Consider the following 21,417-nt stretch of genomic DNA (forward strand, 5'->3'; position numbering starts at 1 on the left):
TGCCTGGGAGGGCAAGCCATGACGCACACCATGTCGCGCTTGGGCGCGATGATGTTTCTGCAGTTCTTCATCTGGGGGGCATGGTTCGTCACCCTGGGGACCTACCTGGTGCAGGGGCCGTTGCAGGCCAGCGCGAGCCAGGTCGCGACGGCGTTCCTCAGCCAATCGATCGGCGCCATCGTCGCGCCCTTCCTGGTCGGCCTGATCGCGGATCGGTACTTCGCGGCGCAGCGCATCCTCGCGGTACTCCACCTCGCTGGCGCGGCGCTGATGTGGCTGGCGTCCACGGCGACGGACTTCAGCACCTTCTCCTTCTATGTCATGGGGTACATGCTGCTGTTCATGCCAACGCTGGCGCTGGCCAACAGTGTGGCGATGCGGCACATGCAGTCGCCGGAAAAGCAGTTTCCGCTCGTGCGGGTGGCCGGCAGCGTCGGCTGGATCGTGGCGGGCGTGCTGATCGGCTGGCTGGGCTGGGAACAGGCGCATCGGCTCGAGCTGACGTTCCGGATGGCGGCGATGGCGTCGCTGGCGCTGGGCCTGTATGCGTTCACGCTGCCGCACACGCCGCCGCTGGCGCAACAGCGCGACGCCGGGCTGGGACAGATCCTGGGGCTGGATTCGCTGCGGCTTCTGAAGTCGCGCTCCTACCTGGTGTTCTTCCTGGCCTCCATCGCCATCTGCATCCCGCTGGCGTTCTACTACAACTTCACCAACCCGTACCTCAACGATCTGGGCGTGCGCGGCGCGGCCGGCCTGCAATCGCTGGGCCAGGTCTCCGAAGTGCTGCTGATGCTGGCCATGCCGTTCCTGTTCGTGCGGCTGGGAGTGAAGACGATGCTGGCGGTGGGCATGGCCGCGTGGGTGGTGCGTTACGTCATGTTCGCTTTTGGCGATGCGGGCGGCGGCTTCACCCTGCTGGTGATCGGCATTGTGCTGCACGGCATCTGCTACGACTTCTTCTTCGTCACCGGCCAGATCTATACCGATGCGCATGCCGGACCGGCCGCGCGCAGCAGCGCGCAGGGGTTCATCACGCTGGCCACGTATGGCGTGGGCATGTTGATCGGCACGTTCCTGTCCGGCGCGGTGGTGGAGCACTTCACCACCGACGCAGGGCCCGACTGGCAGCAGATCTGGCTGTTCCCGGCAGGCGTCGCGCTGGTCGTGCTGATCGCCTTCCTGTTGCTGTTCCGCGACCGGCCAGTGGTCGCGGCCACATCGTCCACGCCCTGAGGACCGCAGCTGATGCCAAAACTTGGAATCGCCATCATCGGCACCGGCATGATCGGCGCGGTGCATCGTCGCGCGGCGCTGCTGGCCGGTGCCGAGATCCGCGGCGTGGCCGCCTCGTCACCGCAACGCGCACGCGACGTGGCGCAGGCATGGAATGTCCCGCGCGCCTATCGGGACATCGAGGAGGTGGTCGCCGATCCACAGGTACAGGTCGTGCATGTCTGCACGCCCAACCATCTGCACCGTCCCATGGCACAGGCCGCGCTGGAAGCCGGCAAGCATGTGGTCTGCGAGAAGCCGTTGGCCACCACGCTGGAAGATGCCAGGGCGCTGGCATCGCTGGCCGCGGCGGGCGGACTGGTCGCCACGGTGCCCTTCGTCTACCGCTACCACCCGGTGGTGCGCGAGGCGCGTGCACGCATCGCCGACGGCGAACTCGGGCCGTTGCACCTGATCCACGGCAGCTACCTGCAGGACTGGCTGCTGGACCCGGCCAGCAACAACTGGCGCGTCGATCCTGCGCTGGGTGGCGCGTCGCGCGTGTTCGCCGACATCGGCTCACACTGGTGCGACCTGGTGGAGTGGGTCAGCGGCGAGCGCTTCGCCGAGGTCAGCGCAGCATTCGACACGGTGATCTCCGAACGCAGCACCGGCACCGGGCAGAGCTTCACCACCGCGGTGGCCGGTAGCGCGATGCAGCCGGTCCGCAGCGAGGACGTGGCGGCGGCGATGTTCCGTACCGGCGCCGGGACGCTGGCGTCATTGACGGTCAGCCAGGTCTCGGCCGGACGCCACAATCGCCTCTGGTTCGAGATCGACGGCGCCCGGACCAGCGTGGCGTTCAACCAGGAGGACGCCGAACGGCTGTGGATCGGCCGACCCGACCAGCGCGAGGAAACCTTCGTGCGTGGGCCAAGTGCCGGCAGTGCCGAACAACGCCGGCTGTCGGTGTTGCCGCCCGGCCATGCGCAGGGCTACGGCCACTGCTTCGAGGCGTTCGTCGCCGACACCTACCACGCCATCGACGGCGAGCGGCCACAGGGCCTGCCCACCTTCGAGGACGGCCTGCGTTCGGCGTTGATCGTCGACCGCGTGATTGCATCGGCCAGGTCCCGTGCCTGGACCACCATCGGTTGAATCCCGGGAGGATGTGTTGATGAAAATCGCTACGCGCAGGACCACCACCCTCGCACTGCTGCTGCTCGTTGCCCTGCCCGCCTTCGCAGGCGCCCCGGCCGGTCCACAGCAGCCCATCGCAGTGCAGATGTACACGCTGCGCGACGCCGGCACGCTCGACCAGCAGTTGAAGATCGTGCATGACGCGGGCGTCGGCGCGGTGGAGACAGTCGGTACCCAGAATGTCAGCGCCGCCGAACTCAAGCACCTGCTGGACCGCTATTCGATCAAGGCCATTTCCTCCCACGTGCAACTGGCCGATCTGCGCAGCGACCTGGGCGCCGTGGTGGCCTTCAACCGCTCGATCGGAAACACCACTCTGGTGGTGCCGTACCTGGACGAGAAGGATCGGCCGACCGATGCCGCTGGCTGGACCGCACTGGGCCAGGAACTGGGCCGGATCGCGGCTGAGGCAAACACCCAGGGGATGCGATTGGCTTACCACAACCATGACTTCGAGCTGGTCGACTTCAACGGCAAAACCGGCCTGGAACTGCTGTTCGCTGCGGCCGGCCCCGACCTGCAGACCGAGCTGGACCTGGCCTGGGTAGCCCGTGCGGGCCATGACCCGGTGGTGATGCTGGGCAAATTCCGTGGCCACGTGTTCGCGGTACACGCCAAGGACAACGCACCCAAAGGCCAGGCCGAAGACGAGGGCGGCTTCGCCGCTGTTGGCCAGGGCGTGCTGGACTGGAACGCGATCCTGCCTGCCGCCGCGGCGGCGGGCGTGCAGTGGTACATCGTCGAGCACGACCACCCTCGTGATCCGGCCAAGGTCATCAAGACGGGCGCGGACTACCTGCGCCAGCACCTCACCGCTACGTTGCCCGCCAGCGCACCGCGCTAGCCCGCCAAGGAGCCGCACTTGAACAAGATCCTGACGCTGGCCCTGACGCTGTTCGGCACGGTGCTGGCCCCCACAGCGTGGTCCAACGATGACCCGGCCGCTGGCGCACAACTCTATGCCGTGCACTGCACGGCCTGCCACGGCGCGAATCGGGCCGGCATTCCGCCGACGTTCCCCGCACTCACCGATGTCGCCAAGCGGTTGCAGCCGGCGCAGATCAAGGAAAAAATCAGCAAGGGCGGCGGCTTGATGCCGCCCTTCTCCCAGCTGTCGCAGCAGGAAATCGACAATCTCGCCAGTTACCTGGCGAAATAAGCGGCCGGCGACCACGCCGGCCGTGTGCCACTACAGCTCGCGCACCCAGATATTGCGGTAGCTGACCTTCGAATCATGTTCCTGCAGGGAGAGCGGCGCGCACGCATGGGGCGAATACGACGGCGCGCCGATGTACTCGGTCTTCCCCGCCAGCACGGTGTCGTCCTGCACCAGCACGCCGTTGTGCAGGACGGTGATGCGCGCAGGCGACACAAGCCCACCGCCCACTGAGAAGCGCGGTGCCTTCCAGAGGATGTCGTAGGCCTGCCACTCGCCCGGCGCGCGCGAGGCGTTCACCAAGGGCATGGCCTGCTTGTAGATGGCGCCGGCCTGGCCATTGGCATAGGTCGGGTTGTTGTAACTGTCGAGCACCTGCAGCTCGTAGAGCTCCTGCAGGAAGATGCCGCTGTTGCCCCGGTCCTGGCCCTCAAAGCCCGTGGTCTCGACAGGCGTGCGCCATTCGACATGCAGCTGCACGTCGCAGAAGCGCTGCCGGGTACGGATGCCCTTGCTGCCCGGAACCACCGTCAGTGCGCCATCGGCCAGGCGCCAGGGCACGCGTCCGCCCTGTTCCGACTCCCAGGCGGAGACATCCTTGCCATCGAACAGCACGATCGCATCGGAAGGGGCCTTTCCCGGGGGCGTGGCCACGCTCGCGGGCACCGGCGTCCAGACCTCGGTCTGCTTCGGATCGCGCGCCGGGTCGGCAGCGGCCTGCGCGAGCGCCGGTGCGGCAACCAGCACGGCGGCGGCGATCAGCACAGGCTGGATCATTCTGTTGCGCTCCATCAGCTGGTCCCCCACGCCGGCGTACCGGGAACATACGCCAGGTCGCCGTCATAGCGCCCCGGCACCGCGACGTACTGCAGCACCTCGGTCGCGCCAACCTTCGAGGTGAAGAAACCGAAGATGGCCAGCTGCTTGAACATCGTGAAGTAGTGCGGCATCGGTTCTCCTTCCTCGGCGGTGCCGGTTTCGCTCACCTCGACCGCGTGCTTGCGGGCCTCTGCATCCAGCGCGCGCAGCAGCGCGGTGCGTGCCTGCGGCGCGAGCGAATCAAAGCGCCCGCCGGCGCGTTTGCTGATGTCGGCCAATCCCGCGCGGAACGTCGCCTGCTGCCGGGCGGTGTAGCAGTCGCTGACGAACGTCGCCATGAACGCACCGGCGCCTGCGTCTTTCGCTCCGGGCGTTTGCGTCCGCGGCAGGATGGTCTCAGCAATCTCATCCAGCGTGCCGACATCGGCATCGGAGAACAGGGCTTTCGCCGTCGCGGCCGGGGGCTGTGCCTGGCCGAGTTCGGGTAGGCCAATCATCGCCGCGCCGGTGGCGGCGACGATCATCTTCAGCAGTTCGCGGCGGTCCATCAGAGATTCCCCGCTTTCAGTTCGCGTACGGCATGGTCGGCGGCCCGCGCCGTCAGCGCCATGTAGGTCAGCGACGGATTCACACAGGCGCTGGAGGTCATGCAGGCACCGTCGGTCACATAGACGTTGGGCGCATCCCAGACCTGGTTGTGCTGGTTCAGCACGGACGTCCTGCGGTCACGTCCCATGCGCGCGGTCCCCATCTCGTGGATACCCTTGCCGGGGGCGTAGTCGTTGTCGTGCATCTCCACGTCCTTGACGCCGGCGGCCTCGAGCATCTCGGCGGCATCGGCGGCCATGTCCTTGCGCATGGCCAGTTCGTTGGCGCGCATGGAGACATCCATCGCCAGCACCGGCAGTCCCCACTTGTCCTTGCGGTCGCCGTCCAGGCGGATCGTGTTGTCGTGGTGCGGCAGCATTTCGCCGAAGCCGGTCATGCCGATGCGCCAGTCACCGGGCACGGTCAGCGCCTCCTTCAGGTCGGCACCGATGTTCAGCTCGGCGATCTCGCGCGACCATCCCGTGCGGCTGGCACCGCCCTGGTAGCCGAAGCCACGCAGGTAGCGGCGCTTGTCCGCAGCCACGTTGCGGAAGCGGGGAATGTAGAAGCCGCAGGGACGACGGCCGAAGTAGTACTTGTCCTCATAGCCCTCGACCCGGCCCGAGGCGCCCGCACCGAAATGATGGTCCATCACGTTGTGGCCCAGCTCGCCCGACGATGCGCCCAGCCCGCCATCCCACACATCGGTGGCCGAGTTCATCAGCAGCCAGGTGGAGTTGAAGGAGGACGCATTGAGGAAGATGACCTTGGCCGTGTACTCATAGGTCTGCCCCGTCTCGGCATCGATGACCTCCACCCCGCGCGCACGCTTGCGGTCCTTGTCGTAGAGCACTTCCTTGACGATCGAGAACGGCCGCAACGTCAGGTTGCCCGTCTTCATGGCCGCCGGCAGCGTCGCCGCCTGTGTCGAAAAGTACGCACCGAAGGGACAGCCAAGAATGCACTTGTTGCGGTACTGGCAGTTGACCCGACCCTGCTCGGGCAATGGCTGGGTGATGTTGGCGGTGCGCGAGTGGATCATGTGCCGGGTTCCGCCGAAGGCCTTCCTGATCCGCGCGGCCACGTCCTTCTCGACGATATTGAGCGGAATCGGCGGCAGGAACTGGCCGTCCGGCAGCACATCCAGACCTTCGCGGGTGCCGGCGATGCCGGCGAACTTCTCCACATGGTCGTACCAGGGTGCGATGTCGGCGTACCGGATCGGCCAGTCGGTGGCGATGCCGTCCTTGAGGTTCGCCTCGAAATCCAGGTCGGAGAAGCGATAGCTCTGCCGGCCCCACATCAGCGAACGCCCGCCGACGTGGTAGCCGCGGAACCAGTCGAAGCGCTTGGTCTCGATGTAGGGCGATTCCTGTTCGTCGGCCCACATGCCCTGGAGATTCTCGGCCAGCGCGTAGTCGCGCATCAGCACCGGGAAGGCGGCCTTCATCGCCTGGGTTGGTCGGTTGCGGTGCGGGAAGTCCCACGGTTCCTTCATCGCATTGACGTAGTCCTTCACGTGTTCGATGTTGCGGCCGCGTTCCAGCATCAGGACCTTGAGGCCCTTCTCGGTCAGTTCCTTGGCCGCCCAACCGCCACTGATTCCCGAGCCAACAACGATGGCGTCGTAATGATTGTCTGCCATGGATCTCTCACCTGGTGGATATCGTTTCAGACGTCGCAGAGGCGGATCGCCTCGCGCAGCGAGCCGATGGGATCCGGTGCCACAGGCATGAATTCCTGCGCCAGATACCCATCGAAACCGGTGTCGCGGATCGCGCGACAGATGGCGGGGTAGTTCAGTTCCTGCTGGTCCCCGATCTCGTGCCGGCCAGGCACGCCCGCGGTGTGGTAATGCTTGAAACAGGCGTGATCCCTGCCGATGGTGGCGATGATGTCGCCCTCCATGATCTGCATGTGATAGATGTCGTACAGCAGGCCGAAATGGTCCGAGCCGAGCCGCTGGCAAAGCGCCACACCCCATGCGGAGGTGTCGCACAGGTAGTCGGGATGATCGACCCTGGAGTTCAGCAACTCCATCACCAGCACGACGTTGCGTTTCTCGGCATGCCCCAGGATGCGCTTGAGGCCCGCTTCTGCATGGGCCATGCCTTCCTGGGGATCCATGCCGTTGCGGTTGCCGGAAAAACAGATGAGGTTGCGGTAGCCCGCATCGGCCACCAGATCGATGTGCCGCGTGTAGCGCTCCACCAGTTGGTCGTGGAACTCGCGGCCGGCAAAGCCCTTGGTCAGGCCCAGCTCCGCACCGTTGCACATCGAGCTGTCCACGCCATGGGCCTTCAGTGTGGGCCAGTCTTCCGGACCGACCAGGTCAATGGCGGCAAAACCAATCGCCTTCACCGTCGTGCAGAGCTGCGCGACCGACAGCTGCGGGAAGGTCCAGCGGGCGACCGAGTGCTTCAGATTGCCCTTGAGCGGCGCGGTGGCTGCAAACGCCGGCAGCATGGACACAGCGCCCAAGCCAAGGCTCCCGGCGACCGCCATGCGAAGCGCATCGCGCCGCGTGAGCCCCGGCGCCGATGGCGGTCTGATGGAATGGATGGACATCCGCCTTCCTGCCTCCTGGTATCAAACGCTGACGAACTGCCGCGATGCAATCGATTGCACCATAGAGGAGGAACTGTTTTTTTTGCAAGACGCGGTGCACGAAAACGCATGCTGCGGGGCACAACGCGCGTGATGGCTGTCGTCGTGTTCGTGCGATGCGAGGGCGGCGTGCCACGCAATCACGCTCACCGGGCTGCGGGAGGACAGCTCCCGCCGCGCGGCAGGCACCCGCTCATCGCCGGCGATGCATCGCCTGGCGCAGCTGCTCGCGCGCCTCTGGGTCGGCCTCGATCATGCGCCGCAGCGAGCGATAGACATACGCGCGGCACAGCCCCGGCCAGGCGACCAGCAGATAGACCGCGCCGGCGATCAGCCACGCATTCGGTGCCTGCTTCATCAGGCCGGTGTAACCACCGGTTGCGGCCACTGCCAGGATGACCAGCAGCACCCAGCGGAACCAGCGCCAGAACCGCATTCCCCAGTCGACATTGAGCACGTGCTTGAGTTCCTGGTCCGTCAGCCGCATGCCGTCACTCCTCCCTTGAGTTGTGACCCATCGTGCCATGGCTAGGGGCAGAAGACAGGCGTCAAACCGGCAGGAAACAGAGCTTCCCGTGCAAAAAAGAAAAACCCCAGCAAGCACAGCGGCTTACCGGGGTTTCTGTTTGCATCCGTAAAAATCAGAAATCAGAAGGGTTGTGCACACCTGTAGGGTCAGGAGGCAATTCCAAAAGCTATTGAAGCAGTCCACAAGACTTGTGGCTTGACCACACCACAAGTCTTCTTTTATCAACCTTTTCCAAGAATCAGGTGATAAAAATTGCCTCTCGCAGAACAGACCTTGGGCACTGGGCCAACGTTGACACTCTTTGCACTCCTTCAAGAGCGGGACCTGTCAAAAACTCTCACTCTCCCGCCCTAGTCGTTCTCCTCGACTCGACAGAAAACTTAGAAGCTATCTATAGACTCCTCTTCATGTCGGTTCTTGCCTCAGGATAAAAGCAACTTCCGCCTCCTGATCCGCCGCGTTCAAAACTCAAGCGAACCACAGTTTTGTCTAATCAGCGCCAAATTCAAAACCGAAAGAAGCCATCAATTATCACGAGCACGACGATCCATTTCGTCAGCAAGCTCCATCGCCCAGTGGTAATGATCCCCAGCACCCGCAATGAAACGGATAGCCGTCGCACATTGAAGGATAGCGTTATCAAAAAGTTTTACATTACCAACCGACGTCGGAATATCATGCGTCTCTTCTACGTAATGATGAAATAAGCTAGTTTGAGATGGGTGCACCCATTCACTAAGGATGTCATATGTAAGTTCAGTCGGGCTCTCAACGGATGACAGGTGTTCTTTCTCAGCTTCATAAAACTCACGAAGTGCATCCATAACATGTTCACTTCCCGCCAAGCCCATAGACATCCGCTCGACCGCCTGCGCGGTGAAGGAGTAGTCATCAAGAGAGAAGACACCCTTACTCAGCCTTTTTTGCTCACCAACCTTGTATCTTGAGCTATTAGTGAATCTCAAAATTAAATCCAGCGCATCTTCATTTTCGGAAAGAGAATTCTCAGAGCCAAGGAGCTTATCGAGCTTTCCATAAAAATACCCAGCAAAGGCATATGTCTCTATCATCGCCCTGCCAACCATACATGCAGCTTGATATCGCTCATTATTCAGAAGAAGAATGGCATCGTCATAGACATCAATGTGGCGATTAAGAATACAGCCTGCGAAATTCCGAAGGTAAGCCGACGCCGGGGCCAAAGCAGACTTCCCGACAAGAATCGGCTTTACCTTTGATAGCACAGCCCGCCCATCCCTCGCCTCATTCAATGCAATTTCCGTCGCTTCTTTGATCATAACTATCGATCGCCATCCAGTGGTAAAAACTTCATTAACAATAAATTACATAGAGCAAGAATATTAATAACAACAAATCAGTCGGCGTAGCCCGCCGAGACAGCCGCCTGCCTTAGCTGTGCCTTCGCCTCACGCAAGGCTTCAAGGGCCGCAGTATCGGTCGAGTTTGTTTTTACATACTCTTCCAAGAACCTCACCCTCACCCTATCAAGAGCAACATTCAAGTCAGTGAGAGCATTGTTCGCAGCCAGAGCATGGACCTCCCAGTTGCGACCAATAAATGGATTCTCAAAATATCGGACCTCATCGTACGGACCCAAGTCATAGCCGAGTCTTGCTAGATGCTCCCTAATTTCATCGTTTAGACAGTCATCATAGCTGGCAAGCTCACTCAAAATTTCAGCGACCCTACAAGCCGCCCTCATTGCACCATCCATCTCGCCAGCGGCGTTTACTGCCAAACCTATTTCGACTGCGAAATCTGGTGCGACATGAAGATCTGAGTTGGCAACTTTAAGATCATCCCAGTAAACCTGCATCTCAGCCTCAAGCCTGCGGAGAAATGCCTCATTAATCTTAAATGTCTTCTCACCATGAACACTCTCGTGCTGGAGCTTCATCAAGCGAAGGGTACCGACTTCGAATTCTGAAACGTCATCAGTCTCTCGATGGTGCTTGTAACAAAGCAATATCAAGTTATCGGCGGACCTTCGCTCTTCATCCGTCGACTCTGCATTGTATCTCTGCCCACCGGGTCTCGCCGCTTCAATGTGACAGATCTGGGCCACGAAAAGATTTCCCTTCGTTACAAGCTCATGCGTACAACCTGGGAACGCGCATACGTTTCCTGACTTTGCGAAGATCGCGTTCAGCGTCTCACGTTTTATGGGAAGTCGAGGCATTGGCAAATCACTCAATCACACACGCGGGAAAATTCTGCATCAGCATCACAATCAATAATTTAGCCAAATATTTTCATATGCGCACTACGCCCCCGCCGCTAAAGTACGGGCGATCAAAAGCGGAAATATAGCTAACAGCGAATAAACCAGAGCAAGCCTCATTGAAAGAGCAAGCATGACGCATTTCGGATCAACGGACTTCAAAAGCTCAGGGAACTTCCATATATCCGCCATTTACAAACCAATCATTGGCAGCCAAAGCTCGGTACGTAGCGTACTGCCAACTATTTAGTCTATTTGCGTAGACCAAACACTCACCATCGAGAAACTGCCGTACCGCCGCAACACCACCACGATCGAACAAATTTTCGAGACGCTCTCGCACGATTGGCATCTCATCATTGGCATTGGTGGTAAAGGTCACCCCAAGACCACAAACCTCGAAATGCCTCTTAACTCGACTCTTATCTACCTCTGGCCAGCTATCCGGCGGCAAGGTATCAAAGACCAGCACAGGCGGCGGACCAGGATTGAGAGTCGCCCGAACCCAATTGTGCGCAAGAAGATGCTGATCGTAGTATGGGTGGAAGGTCTGATCACCAGCCCCAAGGGGAAACTTCGCCCTCTTTCGATCATTGCAAAAGTGGCAAGCAGGAACCAGATTTGAGGGGAGTACAGCGAGATTTGGGTACTTCGATTGGGGGAGGTGATGATCACAATGGGCAACATTGCCAACACCGCAGAGCGGGCACTTGTTGTGCGGGGATAAATTTCGAACCCTGTTGTAAACCTCCCGCGCCGCTCCGGTTGAGGAACTAAGGTGGCTCTTGTAAAGAGAGACAAGCTCCTCTTTAGACACGTCACCGACAGTCACAACCCGCGGGATAAGGTGAAGCGAGGCAGCTTGCGCATTTTCATGATACTGCGCACCTGCCAGCGCAAGCTCTGGTGCAATCGCCAGCAGCTTCTCTCGTAAAATCGGATCTCCTGTCGCAGCTGTACAGAGCTCATATACACCGGCTTGGGTGTCCACTGGATGATTCAGGACTCGCATCACTCCTCCGACTCAGTCGATTCAGCAGCAGGACCGACGATGCTTAGGGCTCGCGCAAGCGAGCGAGCCTCTCCTCCTAGTCGTCCCCCGAAGCGCTCTACGGCCTGTTGATAGCCAACCTCTTCCACTGCGTCGCTAACGAGGCGGTGAAAGCCGGTCTGGGTAACCTCTAAGCCAAATACTTCGCGAGTGAGAATTCCCACGTTCTCGCCAAACGTTTCCAAGTCAGGCCTGTCAGCACGCGATGCATGCCCTGTTCTATTAAGAAGCCAAGCGCAGGTCTTTGGCACTTCCTGCAGGACGACAGGAGAATGCGTCGCGATAATGGCGACACCATTACGATTGATCAGCAACTCGGAAAGGGCTCGAATGAAAGCCGACAGTAGCGGCGGATGTAGATGACCCTCAGGCTCATCGATGAGAACCAACGACTTCTCCTCCACCAACTCAACAAGTCTAGTGATAGTTAGGAGCACGACACTATGCCCGGAGCTGAGCCGTCGAAACCAATGACTGGTTCGCAGCTCCCAGCCATCTGCAATATCATCAATCTTCTCGCGTGCACCCGCATCAAGAAAGAGAGGATCGGCCTCAAGCAGCTCAATCGCTCTCAGCCACCTCCGACGACGTGCCGTGGCCCGACAAGCCGCCAGGCTTTTGATGAAGTCTCTGGCCAGCTCTGGTCGACCTTTGATCGTCAGTGTTGCCGAATCATCTACGGCAAAGCCACCAGATGTTACCTGCTCCGCAGACTCTCGGATCAGTCCGATGTATGCGTATCTGAATTCCAAGCGTGACGTGGAAGAAACGAGTGGCCCATATTCGTCAAATGGACTAAAGGAAACAGTTACAAGACCAGCAAACTCATGATCTCCCGAGCTAGACGGATCTAAGCCTCCGGGATCTCCAATTCGCCCGATGAAGCCTGATGGACCACCATCTTTCGAAGGCAATCCGAGGAATGCTCTCGACAAATAGTCGAAGCAACGACTTTTGCCGACACCATTTCGGCCAATGACTACATGCACGTTGGTCGGCGGCGCTGAATCTGGTACAACACGAAAGTTGAGTTGGGGCGCACGCCCCACTGCTAATGGATCCAGCGGAAATCTGAAGCAGAAATCAAAGCTGGACAGTGCAGCATCTCCGATAGCCAAGCGATGGAAGCGATTCCGAACCCGATCCTCGTTGATATCCCTCAGGAGCGAGCGAACCACGACAGGCTCGCGGACATTCTGATCCAAGAGCAAAGGGAATCGAGCGAGATCCCTCACAGCTTCTAGGTACCAGTCGCGGAACTCGTCACCCAGTTCATTGAGCTGCTCGTAGTAATTCTCTGCCTGTCCTATTGAGAACCATGGTTCGTCTAACCGCGGGAAAACCTCATCGAGCTGCTGGTAGGTTGCGCCGGCCTCAGATGTCATACCCGACCTACCGATCTTAATATGACCGACCGAGGATCGACTCCCTTCTTGAACGACTACCACGTAGAACTGGGTCACCCACTCAAACCAGTCATTCCAGTTGTCGCGTACAAGCAGCACCTCGTTGCCTGTGCTCTGTGAATCAAACGACCCCACAATCCTGAAATTCACCACTTGCTCCTTCAGATGGCGCGACCAAGCTCGTTAGCGGAATTCATGCCGCCATAATTGCGAGGTTCAATTGTATGCTCACTGCGACTGGAACTTCTAAGCCCCCCGTACTTCAGTAGCGGGGTACTCTAGATCCAATATTCTAGCTTACCGGCTATTGCCGCGAGCTGTTGCGCATAGGCGGACAGCGTCACATCAGCTAAGCCTCCGTCGATCCGTCCTCGCTGTACACCTGCCGCGAGATTTCGATCTCGTGCCGGCGTGCAGCAACAGCGGAAACCACCAATCGTTCAGGCGCTCGCCGCGACGACGACCCTCGTATTTCTCAATGTAGGCATTATGATTGAGTTAGCATAGGCCGATTAGGTGCAGCTGCACACCTCGCTCCTGGGACCACGTCAGCATCGTCCTGCCGCAGAATTTCTTGCCGCTATCGGTCCGGATGACCTACGACAGGCCCAAGATCAGCGCCAGGAGGCCCAGCGTCCGCGCAATGCCGTGCCCCCGACTTCTCTCTCCCTCATTGAGCTTGGGTAGAAGTGTTTATCCAGAACATGCGCAAAACTCAGCGCGCTCGGAACATCGCACTTGCACTTCTCTTGGCGATCAAAGCTGCACGGTAGGCCTTCCCTTGCGCCATCCGCTCCTCGCCTAGTGAGATTAGGTGGATGGGTGGATTGGGGCTCTGCCGTTGAACCATGAGTCCTCCCAGAAGGAAGGCGACACCGTCGTTGTCTTCGAACTCCCCCCTTAGAACTCGTCTCCAAGCTGAGGCCAGAATGTCTGCCACTTGGACGCCAGGCACATCATGTGAGCGGACAAACTTTGAGTCTCGCCAGATCGCACCTAGGTTCACTGCCGACTCGATGGTGTGCCCAGCGGACTCTTGTAGGTAGGCCGGTATGTCTTGCGGTGCGTTCCTGAAACGCATGTCAAAGTGCGAGTAGTCAAACCCCTCCACGAAAATTCCCGGATCTCTCAGCGACTTCGCCTGGATGAGAGCTGGAGCCATGTGGGATAGCGTCTGCTCAAATGAAGGTCTCGCTGAATTCTTTTCATCCATGCGCCACCTGAAGCTCCCCAGTGTGGCAGGAAGCCGCTGCGAGTAGTACAGCGTAGCCATTCGAAAGACTTGATCCAACAGATCTATCTGAGCCACCATCTGTGCATAGAGCTGAGGAGATAGGCGCTCCAACCTTCCCGACAGATCGTCGATGGAGGCTCGTCCTTCCGCATGTAGCATATTCGGCCGATTGGCTCTAACGCTTTCAACCTGTCGATTCTGGTGAACAAGTATCGCTTCCGCCCCTTGGTGCCCTAGGTCAATCGCGGTGATGTAGAGCGTTGCCTCCGTCTCACCAAGCTCACCCAAGAAGCACTTCAGTTGCGCCTCAGGCAGCTGTCTGAGTTTGAGCTCGTCTCGAAATCCAAACCCCATGCGGCGCTTCAGGAGATTGAGATTTCGCTCAACCAGCCTCCTAGCAACTTCTGGTACAACGTAGGCTGCCACAACGCACCAACTATCGACACTAGCCGATGGGACGAAGCTACCAGACTCATCCACATAGATGAACATTCAATTACTTCCATAACAGTAGTTACTTCCATACAACCAAGCATTAGAAGCCAGCGGCATTCAGCCATACTACCCACAATCGGGCCGCGCAAAAGCGGCAAGCGCCCTAGATCCCACTAAATGCATCCATCGCGCCCGCACTTTCCGAGGAATGCCTCAGATAACATGGCACTCCCGGATCAACTATATATGGACCAACCACATTGAACACGACTGATCAGACGATTCTAGTTGTCGGCCTTTTCATCACAACCTGCGCCGTCTCATTCACACTTTGGGCAGTCTGGCTGGCCGCGCGCAAGCCTCTTAAGGCCAGTAGCAGGTGCTGCAGGAAGCAAGTCAATCAGAGGAGATGAGAAGAGCATGTACCGTCGATACGCATCGCATGCTTCGCATGTCCAATAGTAGATCTTTACCATCATCAATCTGCCCTTCCCCTGCTCTATCTAGAAGGCCCTCCGAACAGACGGCCCGCACGATCCAATGAAGGTAGTGGCTGGTCCAACTGTATTAGGTCAATCCGAACATTGTTGGCATAGGCGTTGTACTGCCAACGACGGAACTGATCCAACAGCAGTGTGTTCGTTTCCTCAAGCCTGCGGACCTGAGCTTCGAGATCTGCTATACGTCGGACCGCTCCACTCAAAGTGAAGTCCCTGGGAAGTGCATCTTTTGTCTCCCTCAAGTCCCGTTGGCGTTGCTGGAAACGCTCCTTGATCGTGGGATATAGATACATCGTGTGCTTGGATACTGAGCCGACGCCCAGCACCAATGCGACTCGCGCGCAGAACAACGGCCAGGTGAGCTTTCCCTCCCAGCGGTCGAGTTCACGCAGTATTTTTGGCAAGGATTCCTTCGTCACTACAATTTTGGGCATGTATCCGCACTCCCACGCATTGTGATGTCGAGCACTTCAGCTGATTCTGAGACGGAATGCTCAATCAATCCTAGATCCAGCAACGCTCGACGGACAGGTGAGGGATCGTGCCGCTCCGGTATTCTAAGAACAGCCCCTGACGAAGCCTTAGGATGCTCGAGTGCGAGCCTCATAGCCCTGACGTGTGCAAGCTTCCACTTGTGGCTATCGACCCAGCGATCCGCGCCGAAGTCCCCTTCAGAGTGCGCTCTCCTCGCGCGTGCGAGAAGTGCTTCGGCCTGCAGCTCCAGCAAGCGGATTCGCTCAAGCGTTACATGATCTCCCTTGATACAGACATGCTCCTTGCAGGTCATGCACTCTCTCTGCTTCTGGCAAGGTGCCATGCTCGCCTGATTTCACGTATGTATGACTATAGCTCTTTTTCTTACCGTCCCGAGAACGCGAAAAAAAGGAGGAGCCCCATAGACAGGGCTCCTCCTCGGCTTATTTCAACTGTTAGTACTTAAGTGTTTCTTAGAACGGAATGTCGTCATCAGCGAAGTCGTCCATCGGCGGCGCTGACTGCTGCGGGGCCTGCTGCTGCGGGCGCTGCTGGCCGTAGCCACCACCACCGCCGCCGCGCTGACCGCCACCGCCACCGCCACCGCCACCGTACTCCTGGCGCGGGGCCTGCTGGCGCTGCGGGCGTTCGCCGCCGGCACCACCGCCACCGCCGCCTTCACGGCCGCCGAGCATCTGCATTTCATCGGCAATGATGTCGGTGGAGTACTTCTCCACGCCGTCCTGGCCGGTGTACTTGTCGTAACGCAGGCTGCCTTCGACGTACACCGAGCTGCCCTTGCGCAGGTATTCACCGGCGATCTCGCCGAGCTTGCCGAAGAACACCACGCGGTGCCATTCGGTACGCTCCTGCTGGTTGCCATCCTTGTCCTTGCGGACGCTGGTGGTGGCCAGGCTGATGCGGGTGATCGCCATACCGCCCTGGGTGTACTTCACGTCCGGGTCGTTGCCGAGGTTGCCGACCAGGATGACTTTATTGATGCCGCGCGCCATAGGGTTGCTCTTCCGTTGTCCGAGGGCAGGCCGCAGTCATATCACAGCCCCGGGCGGGGTGCAGATCTGCCGGGCCGCCCTTGGGAGAATTGGGGGGATCCAGATTGCACCATCTTATCATTGCCGCCGTCCCCGACCCTGTCGGAATTCCGCCCGGCAGCGACCGGAAACCTGCTCGAGCCATATCCCACAAGGGTGACGGCGGTTACGCCGGACGCGGCCGGGCCGCGGCCCGCCGGGCCATCCCGCCGCCCGGCCCAGCCCTGGCAGCGCATGGCATGATGTTCCTCCACCGCCTCGCCCCCTGCTGAAATGACCATCCGCGGCAAAGCCACCTCCCTCGATATCGCCCACCTGGCCGGCGTCTCCCAGCCGACGGTGTCGCGGGCGCTGCGTGGCAGCCCGATGGTCAATGCCGAGACCCGCCAGCGGATCCTGGCCATCGCCCGGGAGCTGAACTACAAGGTCGACAAGAACGCCTCCAGCCTGCGCCTGCGCAATGCCGGCACGCTGGCCCTGCTGTTCTTCGAAGACCCCACCAACGACGATTCGCTGATCAACCCGTTCTTCCACGCCATGCTCGGCTCGATCACCCGGGCCTGCGCGCTGCGCGGCTACGACCTGCTGGTCTCCTTCCAGCAGCTGTCCACCGACTGGCAGGCCGATTACGAGGACAGCAACAAGGCCGACGGCATCATCCTGCTGGGCTATGGCGACTACCACGAGTCGCGCGAACGCCTGCAGCGGCTGGTCGAACAAGGTACCCATTTCGTGCGCTGGGGCGCGTCCCTGCCCGACCAGCCCGGCGTCTCGATCGGCAGCGACAATTTCCAGGGCGGGTTCGACATCACCGTCCACCTGCTCGACCAGGGCTGCCGCCGGATCGCCTTCGTCGGTCATGCCTCCAGCCACTACCCCGAGTTCGAGCAGCGCTACCGCGGCCACGTGGAGGCGATGCAGGCGCGCGGCCTTACCGCCGAGCCGTCCCTGCAGCACGATGCGATCACCACCGAGCAGTCCGGTTTCGATGCCTGCCAGGCGCTATTGGCGCGCGGCGAGCGTATCGACGGGCTGTGCGCGGCCAGCGACCTGATCGCGATCGGTGCGATGCGCGCCCTGCGCGAACATGGCCTGCGCGTGCCCGAGGACGTGGCGGTCACCGGCTTCGATGACATCCCGCTGGCCGCCTCGGTCTCCCCGCCGCTGTCCACCGTGCAGCAGGACACCAAGCAGGCCGGTCACCTGCTGGTGGAAAAACTGCTGGCGCTGATCGAAGGCCAGCCGGTGGAAGGCCAGAGCATCGCGGTGAAGCAGGTGCTGCGGGACTCCTCGCTGCGCGGCTGAGCCTGGCTCAGGGCATACGCTGGAAGGTCAGGGTCTCGAACGTAAGCGACCGTACCTGGCCCTCTCCCACCTGGAAGGTCAGCCAGCTCCCCGAACCGGGGACGAGTTCAACGCGCCCCTGATCCGTCTGTTCGCCTGCACTGGCGACGGCGTCCAGCCGCCCCCAGCGCAGCCGCAGCGCCTGCTCACCGGCCGCCTCGACCCGCATTTCGCCGAGCAGCGGATGGACGTATCGGCCCACGAAATGGTCGCGCGGCAACGACCGCCGCCAGGGGCGTGACTGGATCGCCTCGCGCTGGCGCGACACGTTCGCCTGCATCTGGGCCGCCTTGGCCTGCAGCGCCAGGAAGCGGGCGGCAGAGCTCGACGTGATCCCGGGCTCGTGTAACAGCAGGCCATATACGTGATCGGCGATGAGGTTGGTCAGCGGCGCGCCCAGCACGTCCTCGTTGTTGAGCACCACCAGCGCGATGTTCTGGTCCGGCATGAACGACAGGTGCGCGTGGAAGCCGGCGAATCCACCGAAGTGGTGCAACAGTGGGTGGCCCTTGTACTGCCCGGTGTACCAGCCCCACGCGTAGCCGTCGCGCGCGAAATCCAGATAGCTCGAGTCCAGCGCGACCTGACGCTGCTGCGAGCGGGTGATTATCTCCCGGGCAAGGGCGGTGTTGCCCTCCCCCGGTAGCTGCGCGATCAGGAAACGCGCCAGGTCCGGCGCGGTGGCGACCATGCCGCCGGCCGCCTGCATCGTGTCGTCCGCTTTGCGCAGATACAGGGGCGTGGTCGGCTGCGCACTGGCCAGCGAGTAAGGCGCGGCCATGGGCCAGCCGGCCGCTTCGGCAGTGCTGATCCGGGTACTCGTGTGCCGCATGCCCAACGGCTCGAACAACGTGCGCTGGAGCTGGTCCTGCCACGGCAGGCCGTTGTGCTGGTCCATCCAGATGCTGAGCAGGTTGTAGCCCAGGTTGGTATAGCGGAAGGTGCCGTGCGCCACGTCCGGATCGCGTTGGGTTGCCGCCACCAGCGCCCGCCGCGAGGCGCTGTCGTGCACGCCGCTGAAGGCGGTGGCCCAGACCAGGGCGTTGTTGTCCACGCCGGCAGTGTGCGTGAGCAGATCGCGGATGGTGATCGCCTCGGCGTCCAGGCCATCGAAGCGTGTTTGCGGAAACATCTGCTGGAGTGACATCGCCATGTCGAGCTCGCCGGCGCCCTGCTTCTGCAGGGCGTTCAGCGCGAAGAACGGCTTGGTCGCCGAGGCGATGTAGAAGACAGTGTCAGCCGTGACCGGCGTGCCGGCCCCGATATCCGCGAGACCGTAGTAGCCTTCATGGATCACCTTGCCGCCCTTCACCACCACGACGGCGGTACCCGAAGGCAGGCCCGTGGCCGCCTTGGTCTGTTCGATGAGGGAGGACAGTGGGGCAAAATCGACAGGCGTGGCAGCGCGCACCGGAGACATCACGGCCACGGCAACGCCGGCACAGAGTGCCAGGATGCGTTTCATTCGAGGTCCTGTTGCAGGGGAGCCGCTGGCGAAGCGGGCGGCAGGATGGCGGCCTTACTTCAGGCGACGATCCAGCACGAAGTACACCACGTTGCCCAGCCCGGTCGCACCGAGCAGCAGGGCGATCGCGCCGGGCGTGACCCGGTCGATACCGAGCAGATCGACCAGGCCGAAGGCCAGCGCCAGGGTCAGCAACACGCAGCCCCAATGCAGCGAGGCCAGCCGCCGCTTGGTGGTATCGCCGGCCAGCAGCGAGCGCACCAGCTCTTCCGAGCCGCGCGCTTCAACGATCCGGCGGCGCGTGTGGCCATCGACCACGCTCTTGATGGCATACACGATGCCGAGGATCAGGACGACGGGAAGAATCAGGTTGTAATCCATGGGGCGTTCGTTCCATTGAGGAGGGGCTTGTCCACTGAGATACGGCCAGGGCGGAATGGGTTGCACGGATCACGGTTGCAACCGATGGCGCACTCGACGTATCCCTATGGGGATGCGCACCCCGCCGCCCCCCCCTGCCGACTGTCTGGACGCCGACCGGGCACTGGTCGCCGCTATTCTGTCGCGGCAGCCCGGCGCGTTCGAGCAGCTGGTGCGCGAGTATCAAGGGCTGTGCTGGCGAGTGGTCGACCGTATGGTCCGCCACCCCGACGACACCCGCGAACTGTGCCAGGAAGCCTTCCTGCGCATCCATCAGACGCTGCATCAGTACCGCGGCGAAAGCGCGTTGAAATCCTGGGTGGCACAGGTCGCCTATTCGATCGCCAAGCGCCACCTGGAACGGCGCCGTATTCCGCTGGTGGAGAACACCGTAAGCGACGACGGCACCGCGTTGATTGATCGGATCGGCGATGGCATCGATCTGGAAGCACGCACCAGCGAGCAGGACATCAACACCCACCTGCACGCGGCGATCAATGCCCTGCCCCCGCTGCAACGCACGCTGCTCACCCTCTATCATCTGGAAGAGATCTCCATCGCCGAGATCGCCATCCTGACCGACCTGGCCGAAGGCACCATCAAGAGCCATCTGTTCCGCAGCCGGAAACGGCTGCGCGAGCTGCTCGAATCCCGTATTGGAGTGCCCGCATGAGCACCGCAGATGATCCCCGTATCGACCCCGAGGAATGGCAGGCCCAGGAACGTGGCCTGCGCGCGGCGCTGAGTGGCCAGCGTGCTGCGCCGGACGCCGCCGACTATCTGCGCATCGCCCAGGCGATTGCCTCCGCACCGCAGAGTGGGCCGCCGATGCGCTTCGCCCGTGATGTCGCGCTGCGCATTGCCCGGCATGACGCCGGTATCGAGCGTTGGGTGTCACGGGTATTGCTTGCCTTGTTGGCACTCGCCGTCCTGGCCATCGGGGCGATGTTCGGCCCAGTGTGGTGGGGCGCGATCAAGCAGAGCGCCGGGCCGACAGCATCCGGCTGGCTGCTGGTGGTCGCAGGCTGCGTGGGCGTGTCATGGCTGGCCGGTCGCTGGCGCACACGCGTCCAGAAGCACCCAAGGGCTTCCAGCAACTGCCCTACACCACCTCCACCGAACTGCTCGCCTACATCCGCGCCGAGACCCCGGCCGACCGCCAGCAGCGGGTGACGGACCAGTTCGAGAAAATCAGCTTCTACGACAACCGCGTCCTGACCGCGAGCGCGCAGAAGCGTGCCGATGGAAAGTACGACGTCACTTTAACGCAGCGTCAGCGCGGGCCGTCGGCGAAGTCCTTGAGGATTTCGCTGACGCCGGACGGCGAGATTTCAAAGCCCAGCGAGGTGCCCGGATTGATCACCACGCCGTAGCCGCCGGGGACGCGCTTGAGCACCTCCAGCATCAGCATGCGGATGGTGTGCGGGGCCTGCTGGCTGTGGAAACCGACGCGGCTCATATCGGTGAACACCGACACGTGCAACACGCCCTGCTTGTCGAACAGCAGCGGATCGAAACCGCTGCCATCCGGCGTCACCAAGCTGCCGGTGAGCAACACCACCTCCGAGGCGACGAAGGCCTTCATGAACAGGCCGATCGGCAGCTGACCATCCATCGCCGTCTTGAGCAGGGTTTCGATCGGGGTCTGGGGGGCAGCGTCGTTCATGGAATGCGGGGGTA

Annotated in this window: 22 protein-coding genes and 1 pseudogene; 8 read left to right on the forward strand and 15 right to left on the reverse strand. The window is 61.1% G+C overall.

The window, feature by feature from the left end; translation table 11 throughout:
• Window positions 1-18: 18 nt before the first annotated feature.
• The 4 genes from AC1DIQ_RS16070 to AC1DIQ_RS16085 are packed head-to-tail and all read left to right on the forward strand — an operon-like array spanning window position 19 to window position 3,574.
• Window positions 19-1,236: a nucleoside permease gene (locus AC1DIQ_RS16070; RefSeq protein ID WP_478050392.1), complete on the forward strand. Its 1,218-nt coding sequence runs from the start codon at window positions 19-21 to the stop codon at window positions 1,234-1,236.
• Between the two features lie 12 nt (window positions 1,237-1,248).
• Complete coding sequence (locus AC1DIQ_RS16075) at window positions 1,249-2,373, forward strand: Gfo/Idh/MocA family protein (protein ID WP_478050393.1); 1,125 nt, start codon at window positions 1,249-1,251, stop codon at window positions 2,371-2,373.
• Window positions 2,374-2,392: 19 nt separating this feature from the next.
• The gene (locus tag AC1DIQ_RS16080; protein WP_478050394.1) at window positions 2,393-3,259 is read left to right on the forward strand and encodes a sugar phosphate isomerase/epimerase family protein; all 867 of its coding nucleotides are present in this window, start codon (window positions 2,393-2,395) and stop codon (window positions 3,257-3,259) included.
• Between the two features lie 18 nt (window positions 3,260-3,277).
• A complete protein-coding gene (locus tag AC1DIQ_RS16085; RefSeq protein WP_428999472.1) occupies window positions 3,278-3,574 on the forward strand; it encodes a c-type cytochrome in 297 nt (98 codons plus the stop codon).
• Window positions 3,575-3,604: 30 nt separating this feature from the next.
• On the opposite strand, the gene AC1DIQ_RS16090 is transcribed toward AC1DIQ_RS16085, so the two are convergent.
• From AC1DIQ_RS16090 to AC1DIQ_RS16145, 12 genes are all read right to left on the reverse strand, one after another.
• Window positions 3,605-4,348, reverse strand: coding sequence for a 3-keto-disaccharide hydrolase (locus AC1DIQ_RS16090; protein ID WP_478050395.1), 744 nt, complete (start codon window positions 4,346-4,348; stop codon window positions 3,605-3,607).
• A 14-nt stretch (window positions 4,349-4,362) separates the two neighbouring features.
• Window positions 4,363-4,938 (reverse strand): gluconate 2-dehydrogenase subunit 3 family protein, encoded by a 576-nt coding sequence (locus AC1DIQ_RS16095; RefSeq protein ID WP_478050396.1) that lies wholly within the window; start codon window positions 4,936-4,938, stop codon window positions 4,363-4,365.
• Window positions 4,938-6,623: a GMC oxidoreductase gene (locus tag AC1DIQ_RS16100; RefSeq protein ID WP_478050397.1), complete on the reverse strand. Its 1,686-nt coding sequence runs from the start codon at window positions 6,621-6,623 to the stop codon at window positions 4,938-4,940. Before AC1DIQ_RS16100 ends, AC1DIQ_RS16095 begins: the two co-directional genes overlap by 1 nt.
• A gap of 26 nt (window positions 6,624-6,649) precedes the next feature.
• Entirely contained in the window at window positions 6,650-7,546 is an 897-nt protein-coding gene (locus AC1DIQ_RS16105; protein WP_478050398.1) for a hydroxypyruvate isomerase family protein, read from the reverse strand.
• 232 nt (window positions 7,547-7,778) lie between these two features.
• Window positions 7,779-8,072: a hypothetical protein gene (locus tag AC1DIQ_RS16110; RefSeq protein WP_176990109.1), complete on the reverse strand. Its 294-nt coding sequence runs from the start codon at window positions 8,070-8,072 to the stop codon at window positions 7,779-7,781.
• Between the two features lie 566 nt (window positions 8,073-8,638).
• Window positions 8,639-9,412 (reverse strand): hypothetical protein, encoded by a 774-nt coding sequence (locus AC1DIQ_RS16115; protein ID WP_478050399.1) that lies wholly within the window; start codon window positions 9,410-9,412, stop codon window positions 8,639-8,641.
• A gap of 77 nt (window positions 9,413-9,489) precedes the next feature.
• The gene (locus tag AC1DIQ_RS16120; protein WP_478050400.1) at window positions 9,490-10,314 is read right to left on the reverse strand and encodes a hypothetical protein; all 825 of its coding nucleotides are present in this window, start codon (window positions 10,312-10,314) and stop codon (window positions 9,490-9,492) included.
• 208 nt (window positions 10,315-10,522) lie between these two features.
• Entirely contained in the window at window positions 10,523-11,347 is an 825-nt protein-coding gene (locus tag AC1DIQ_RS16125; protein ID WP_478050401.1) for an HNH endonuclease, read from the reverse strand.
• A gap of 20 nt (window positions 11,348-11,367) precedes the next feature.
• A complete protein-coding gene (locus tag AC1DIQ_RS16130; protein ID WP_478050402.1) occupies window positions 11,368-12,963 on the reverse strand; it encodes an AAA family ATPase in 1,596 nt (531 codons plus the stop codon).
• A 565-nt stretch (window positions 12,964-13,528) separates the two neighbouring features.
• On the reverse strand, window positions 13,529-14,539 hold the full coding sequence (locus AC1DIQ_RS16135; protein ID WP_478050403.1) for a DUF3800 domain-containing protein: 1,011 nt from the start codon (window positions 14,537-14,539) through the stop codon (window positions 13,529-13,531).
• 442 nt (window positions 14,540-14,981) lie between these two features.
• A complete protein-coding gene (locus tag AC1DIQ_RS16140) occupies window positions 14,982-15,416 on the reverse strand; it encodes a hypothetical protein (protein WP_478050404.1) in 435 nt (144 codons plus the stop codon).
• A 513-nt stretch (window positions 15,417-15,929) separates the two neighbouring features.
• Complete coding sequence (locus tag AC1DIQ_RS16145; protein WP_346468851.1) at window positions 15,930-16,469, reverse strand: single-stranded DNA-binding protein; 540 nt, start codon at window positions 16,467-16,469, stop codon at window positions 15,930-15,932.
• 312 nt (window positions 16,470-16,781) lie between these two features.
• Between AC1DIQ_RS16145 and AC1DIQ_RS16150 the strand changes: the two genes are divergently transcribed.
• Window positions 16,782-17,813, forward strand: coding sequence for a LacI family DNA-binding transcriptional regulator (locus tag AC1DIQ_RS16150; protein WP_121043266.1), 1,032 nt, complete (start codon window positions 16,782-16,784; stop codon window positions 17,811-17,813).
• A gap of 7 nt (window positions 17,814-17,820) precedes the next feature.
• On the opposite strand, the gene AC1DIQ_RS16155 is transcribed toward AC1DIQ_RS16150, so the two are convergent.
• Window positions 17,821-19,317 (reverse strand): serine hydrolase domain-containing protein, encoded by a 1,497-nt coding sequence (locus AC1DIQ_RS16155; RefSeq protein ID WP_478050405.1) that lies wholly within the window; start codon window positions 19,315-19,317, stop codon window positions 17,821-17,823.
• A 54-nt stretch (window positions 19,318-19,371) separates the two neighbouring features.
• Window positions 19,372-19,698 (reverse strand): hypothetical protein, encoded by a 327-nt coding sequence (locus tag AC1DIQ_RS16160; RefSeq protein WP_121043262.1) that lies wholly within the window; start codon window positions 19,696-19,698, stop codon window positions 19,372-19,374.
• Between the two features lie 112 nt (window positions 19,699-19,810).
• Here AC1DIQ_RS16160 and AC1DIQ_RS16165 point away from each other — a divergent pair, with 112 nt between their 5' ends.
• The 3 genes and pseudogenes from AC1DIQ_RS16165 to AC1DIQ_RS16175 form a co-directional block, all read left to right on the forward strand.
• Window positions 19,811-20,410 carry an RNA polymerase sigma factor gene (locus tag AC1DIQ_RS16165; protein WP_478050406.1) on the forward strand — a complete coding sequence of 200 codons (600 nt, stop codon included), beginning with the start codon at window positions 19,811-19,813 and terminating at the stop codon, window positions 20,408-20,410.
• Window positions 20,407-20,910: a hypothetical protein gene (locus tag AC1DIQ_RS16170; protein WP_478050503.1), complete on the forward strand. Its 504-nt coding sequence runs from the start codon at window positions 20,407-20,409 to the stop codon at window positions 20,908-20,910. The genes AC1DIQ_RS16165 and AC1DIQ_RS16170 overlap by 4 nt, the downstream gene beginning before the upstream one ends.
• Window positions 20,820-21,002 (forward strand): annotated as a pseudogene (locus AC1DIQ_RS16175) (hypothetical protein); the annotation flags it as partial. The gene AC1DIQ_RS16170 and the pseudogene AC1DIQ_RS16175, both read left to right, overlap by 91 nt.
• An 8-nt stretch (window positions 21,003-21,010) precedes the next feature.
• On the opposite strand, the gene AC1DIQ_RS16180 reads toward AC1DIQ_RS16175, so the two are convergent.
• Window positions 21,011-21,403, reverse strand: coding sequence for an SseB family protein (locus AC1DIQ_RS16180; RefSeq protein WP_478050407.1), 393 nt, complete (start codon window positions 21,401-21,403; stop codon window positions 21,011-21,013).
• Window positions 21,404-21,417 lie beyond the last annotated feature (14 nt).

The sequence above is a fragment of the Stenotrophomonas sp. 05L413 genome, assembly GCF_056397945.1.

What these genes read in the sequence shown, in the direction of transcription:
- AC1DIQ_RS16110 (WP_176990109.1), bottom strand. Translation starts at nt 8,072, where the DNA reads ATGCGGCTGACGGACCAGGAACTCAAGCACGTGCTCAATGTCGACTGG.
- AC1DIQ_RS16095 (WP_478050396.1), bottom strand. Translation starts at nt 4,938, where the DNA reads ATGGACCGCCGCGAACTGCTGAAGATGATCGTCGCCGCCACCGGCGCG.
- AC1DIQ_RS16070 (WP_478050392.1), top strand. Translation starts at nt 19, where the DNA reads ATGACGCACACCATGTCGCGCTTGGGCGCGATGATGTTTCTGCAGTTC.
- AC1DIQ_RS16180 (WP_478050407.1), bottom strand. Translation starts at nt 21,403, where the DNA reads ATGAACGACGCTGCCCCCCAGACCCCGATCGAAACCCTGCTCAAGACG.
- AC1DIQ_RS16140 (WP_478050404.1), bottom strand. Translation starts at nt 15,416, where the DNA reads ATGCCCAAAATTGTAGTGACGAAGGAATCCTTGCCAAAAATACTGCGT.
- AC1DIQ_RS16090 (WP_478050395.1), bottom strand. Translation starts at nt 4,348, where the DNA reads ATGATCCAGCCTGTGCTGATCGCCGCCGCCGTGCTGGTTGCCGCACCG.
- AC1DIQ_RS16150 (WP_121043266.1), top strand. Translation starts at nt 16,782, where the DNA reads ATGACCATCCGCGGCAAAGCCACCTCCCTCGATATCGCCCACCTGGCC.
- AC1DIQ_RS16115 (WP_478050399.1), bottom strand. Translation starts at nt 9,412, where the DNA reads ATGATCAAAGAAGCGACGGAAATTGCATTGAATGAGGCGAGGGATGGG.
- AC1DIQ_RS16100 (WP_478050397.1), bottom strand. Translation starts at nt 6,623, where the DNA reads ATGGCAGACAATCATTACGACGCCATCGTTGTTGGCTCGGGAATCAGT.
- AC1DIQ_RS16170 (WP_478050503.1), top strand. Translation starts at nt 20,407, where the DNA reads ATGAGCACCGCAGATGATCCCCGTATCGACCCCGAGGAATGGCAGGCC.
- AC1DIQ_RS16080 (WP_478050394.1), top strand. Translation starts at nt 2,393, where the DNA reads ATGAAAATCGCTACGCGCAGGACCACCACCCTCGCACTGCTGCTGCTC.
- AC1DIQ_RS16075 (WP_478050393.1), top strand. Translation starts at nt 1,249, where the DNA reads ATGCCAAAACTTGGAATCGCCATCATCGGCACCGGCATGATCGGCGCG.
- AC1DIQ_RS16165 (WP_478050406.1), top strand. Translation starts at nt 19,811, where the DNA reads ATGCGCACCCCGCCGCCCCCCCCTGCCGACTGTCTGGACGCCGACCGG.
- AC1DIQ_RS16135 (WP_478050403.1), bottom strand. Translation starts at nt 14,539, where the DNA reads ATGTTCATCTATGTGGATGAGTCTGGTAGCTTCGTCCCATCGGCTAGT.
- AC1DIQ_RS16160 (WP_121043262.1), bottom strand. Translation starts at nt 19,698, where the DNA reads ATGGATTACAACCTGATTCTTCCCGTCGTCCTGATCCTCGGCATCGTG.
- AC1DIQ_RS16145 (WP_346468851.1), bottom strand. Translation starts at nt 16,469, where the DNA reads ATGGCGCGCGGCATCAATAAAGTCATCCTGGTCGGCAACCTCGGCAAC.
- AC1DIQ_RS16155 (WP_478050405.1), bottom strand. Translation starts at nt 19,317, where the DNA reads ATGAAACGCATCCTGGCACTCTGTGCCGGCGTTGCCGTGGCCGTGATG.
- AC1DIQ_RS16105 (WP_478050398.1), bottom strand. Translation starts at nt 7,546, where the DNA reads ATGTCCATCCATTCCATCAGACCGCCATCGGCGCCGGGGCTCACGCGG.
- AC1DIQ_RS16120 (WP_478050400.1), bottom strand. Translation starts at nt 10,314, where the DNA reads ATGCCTCGACTTCCCATAAAACGTGAGACGCTGAACGCGATCTTCGCA.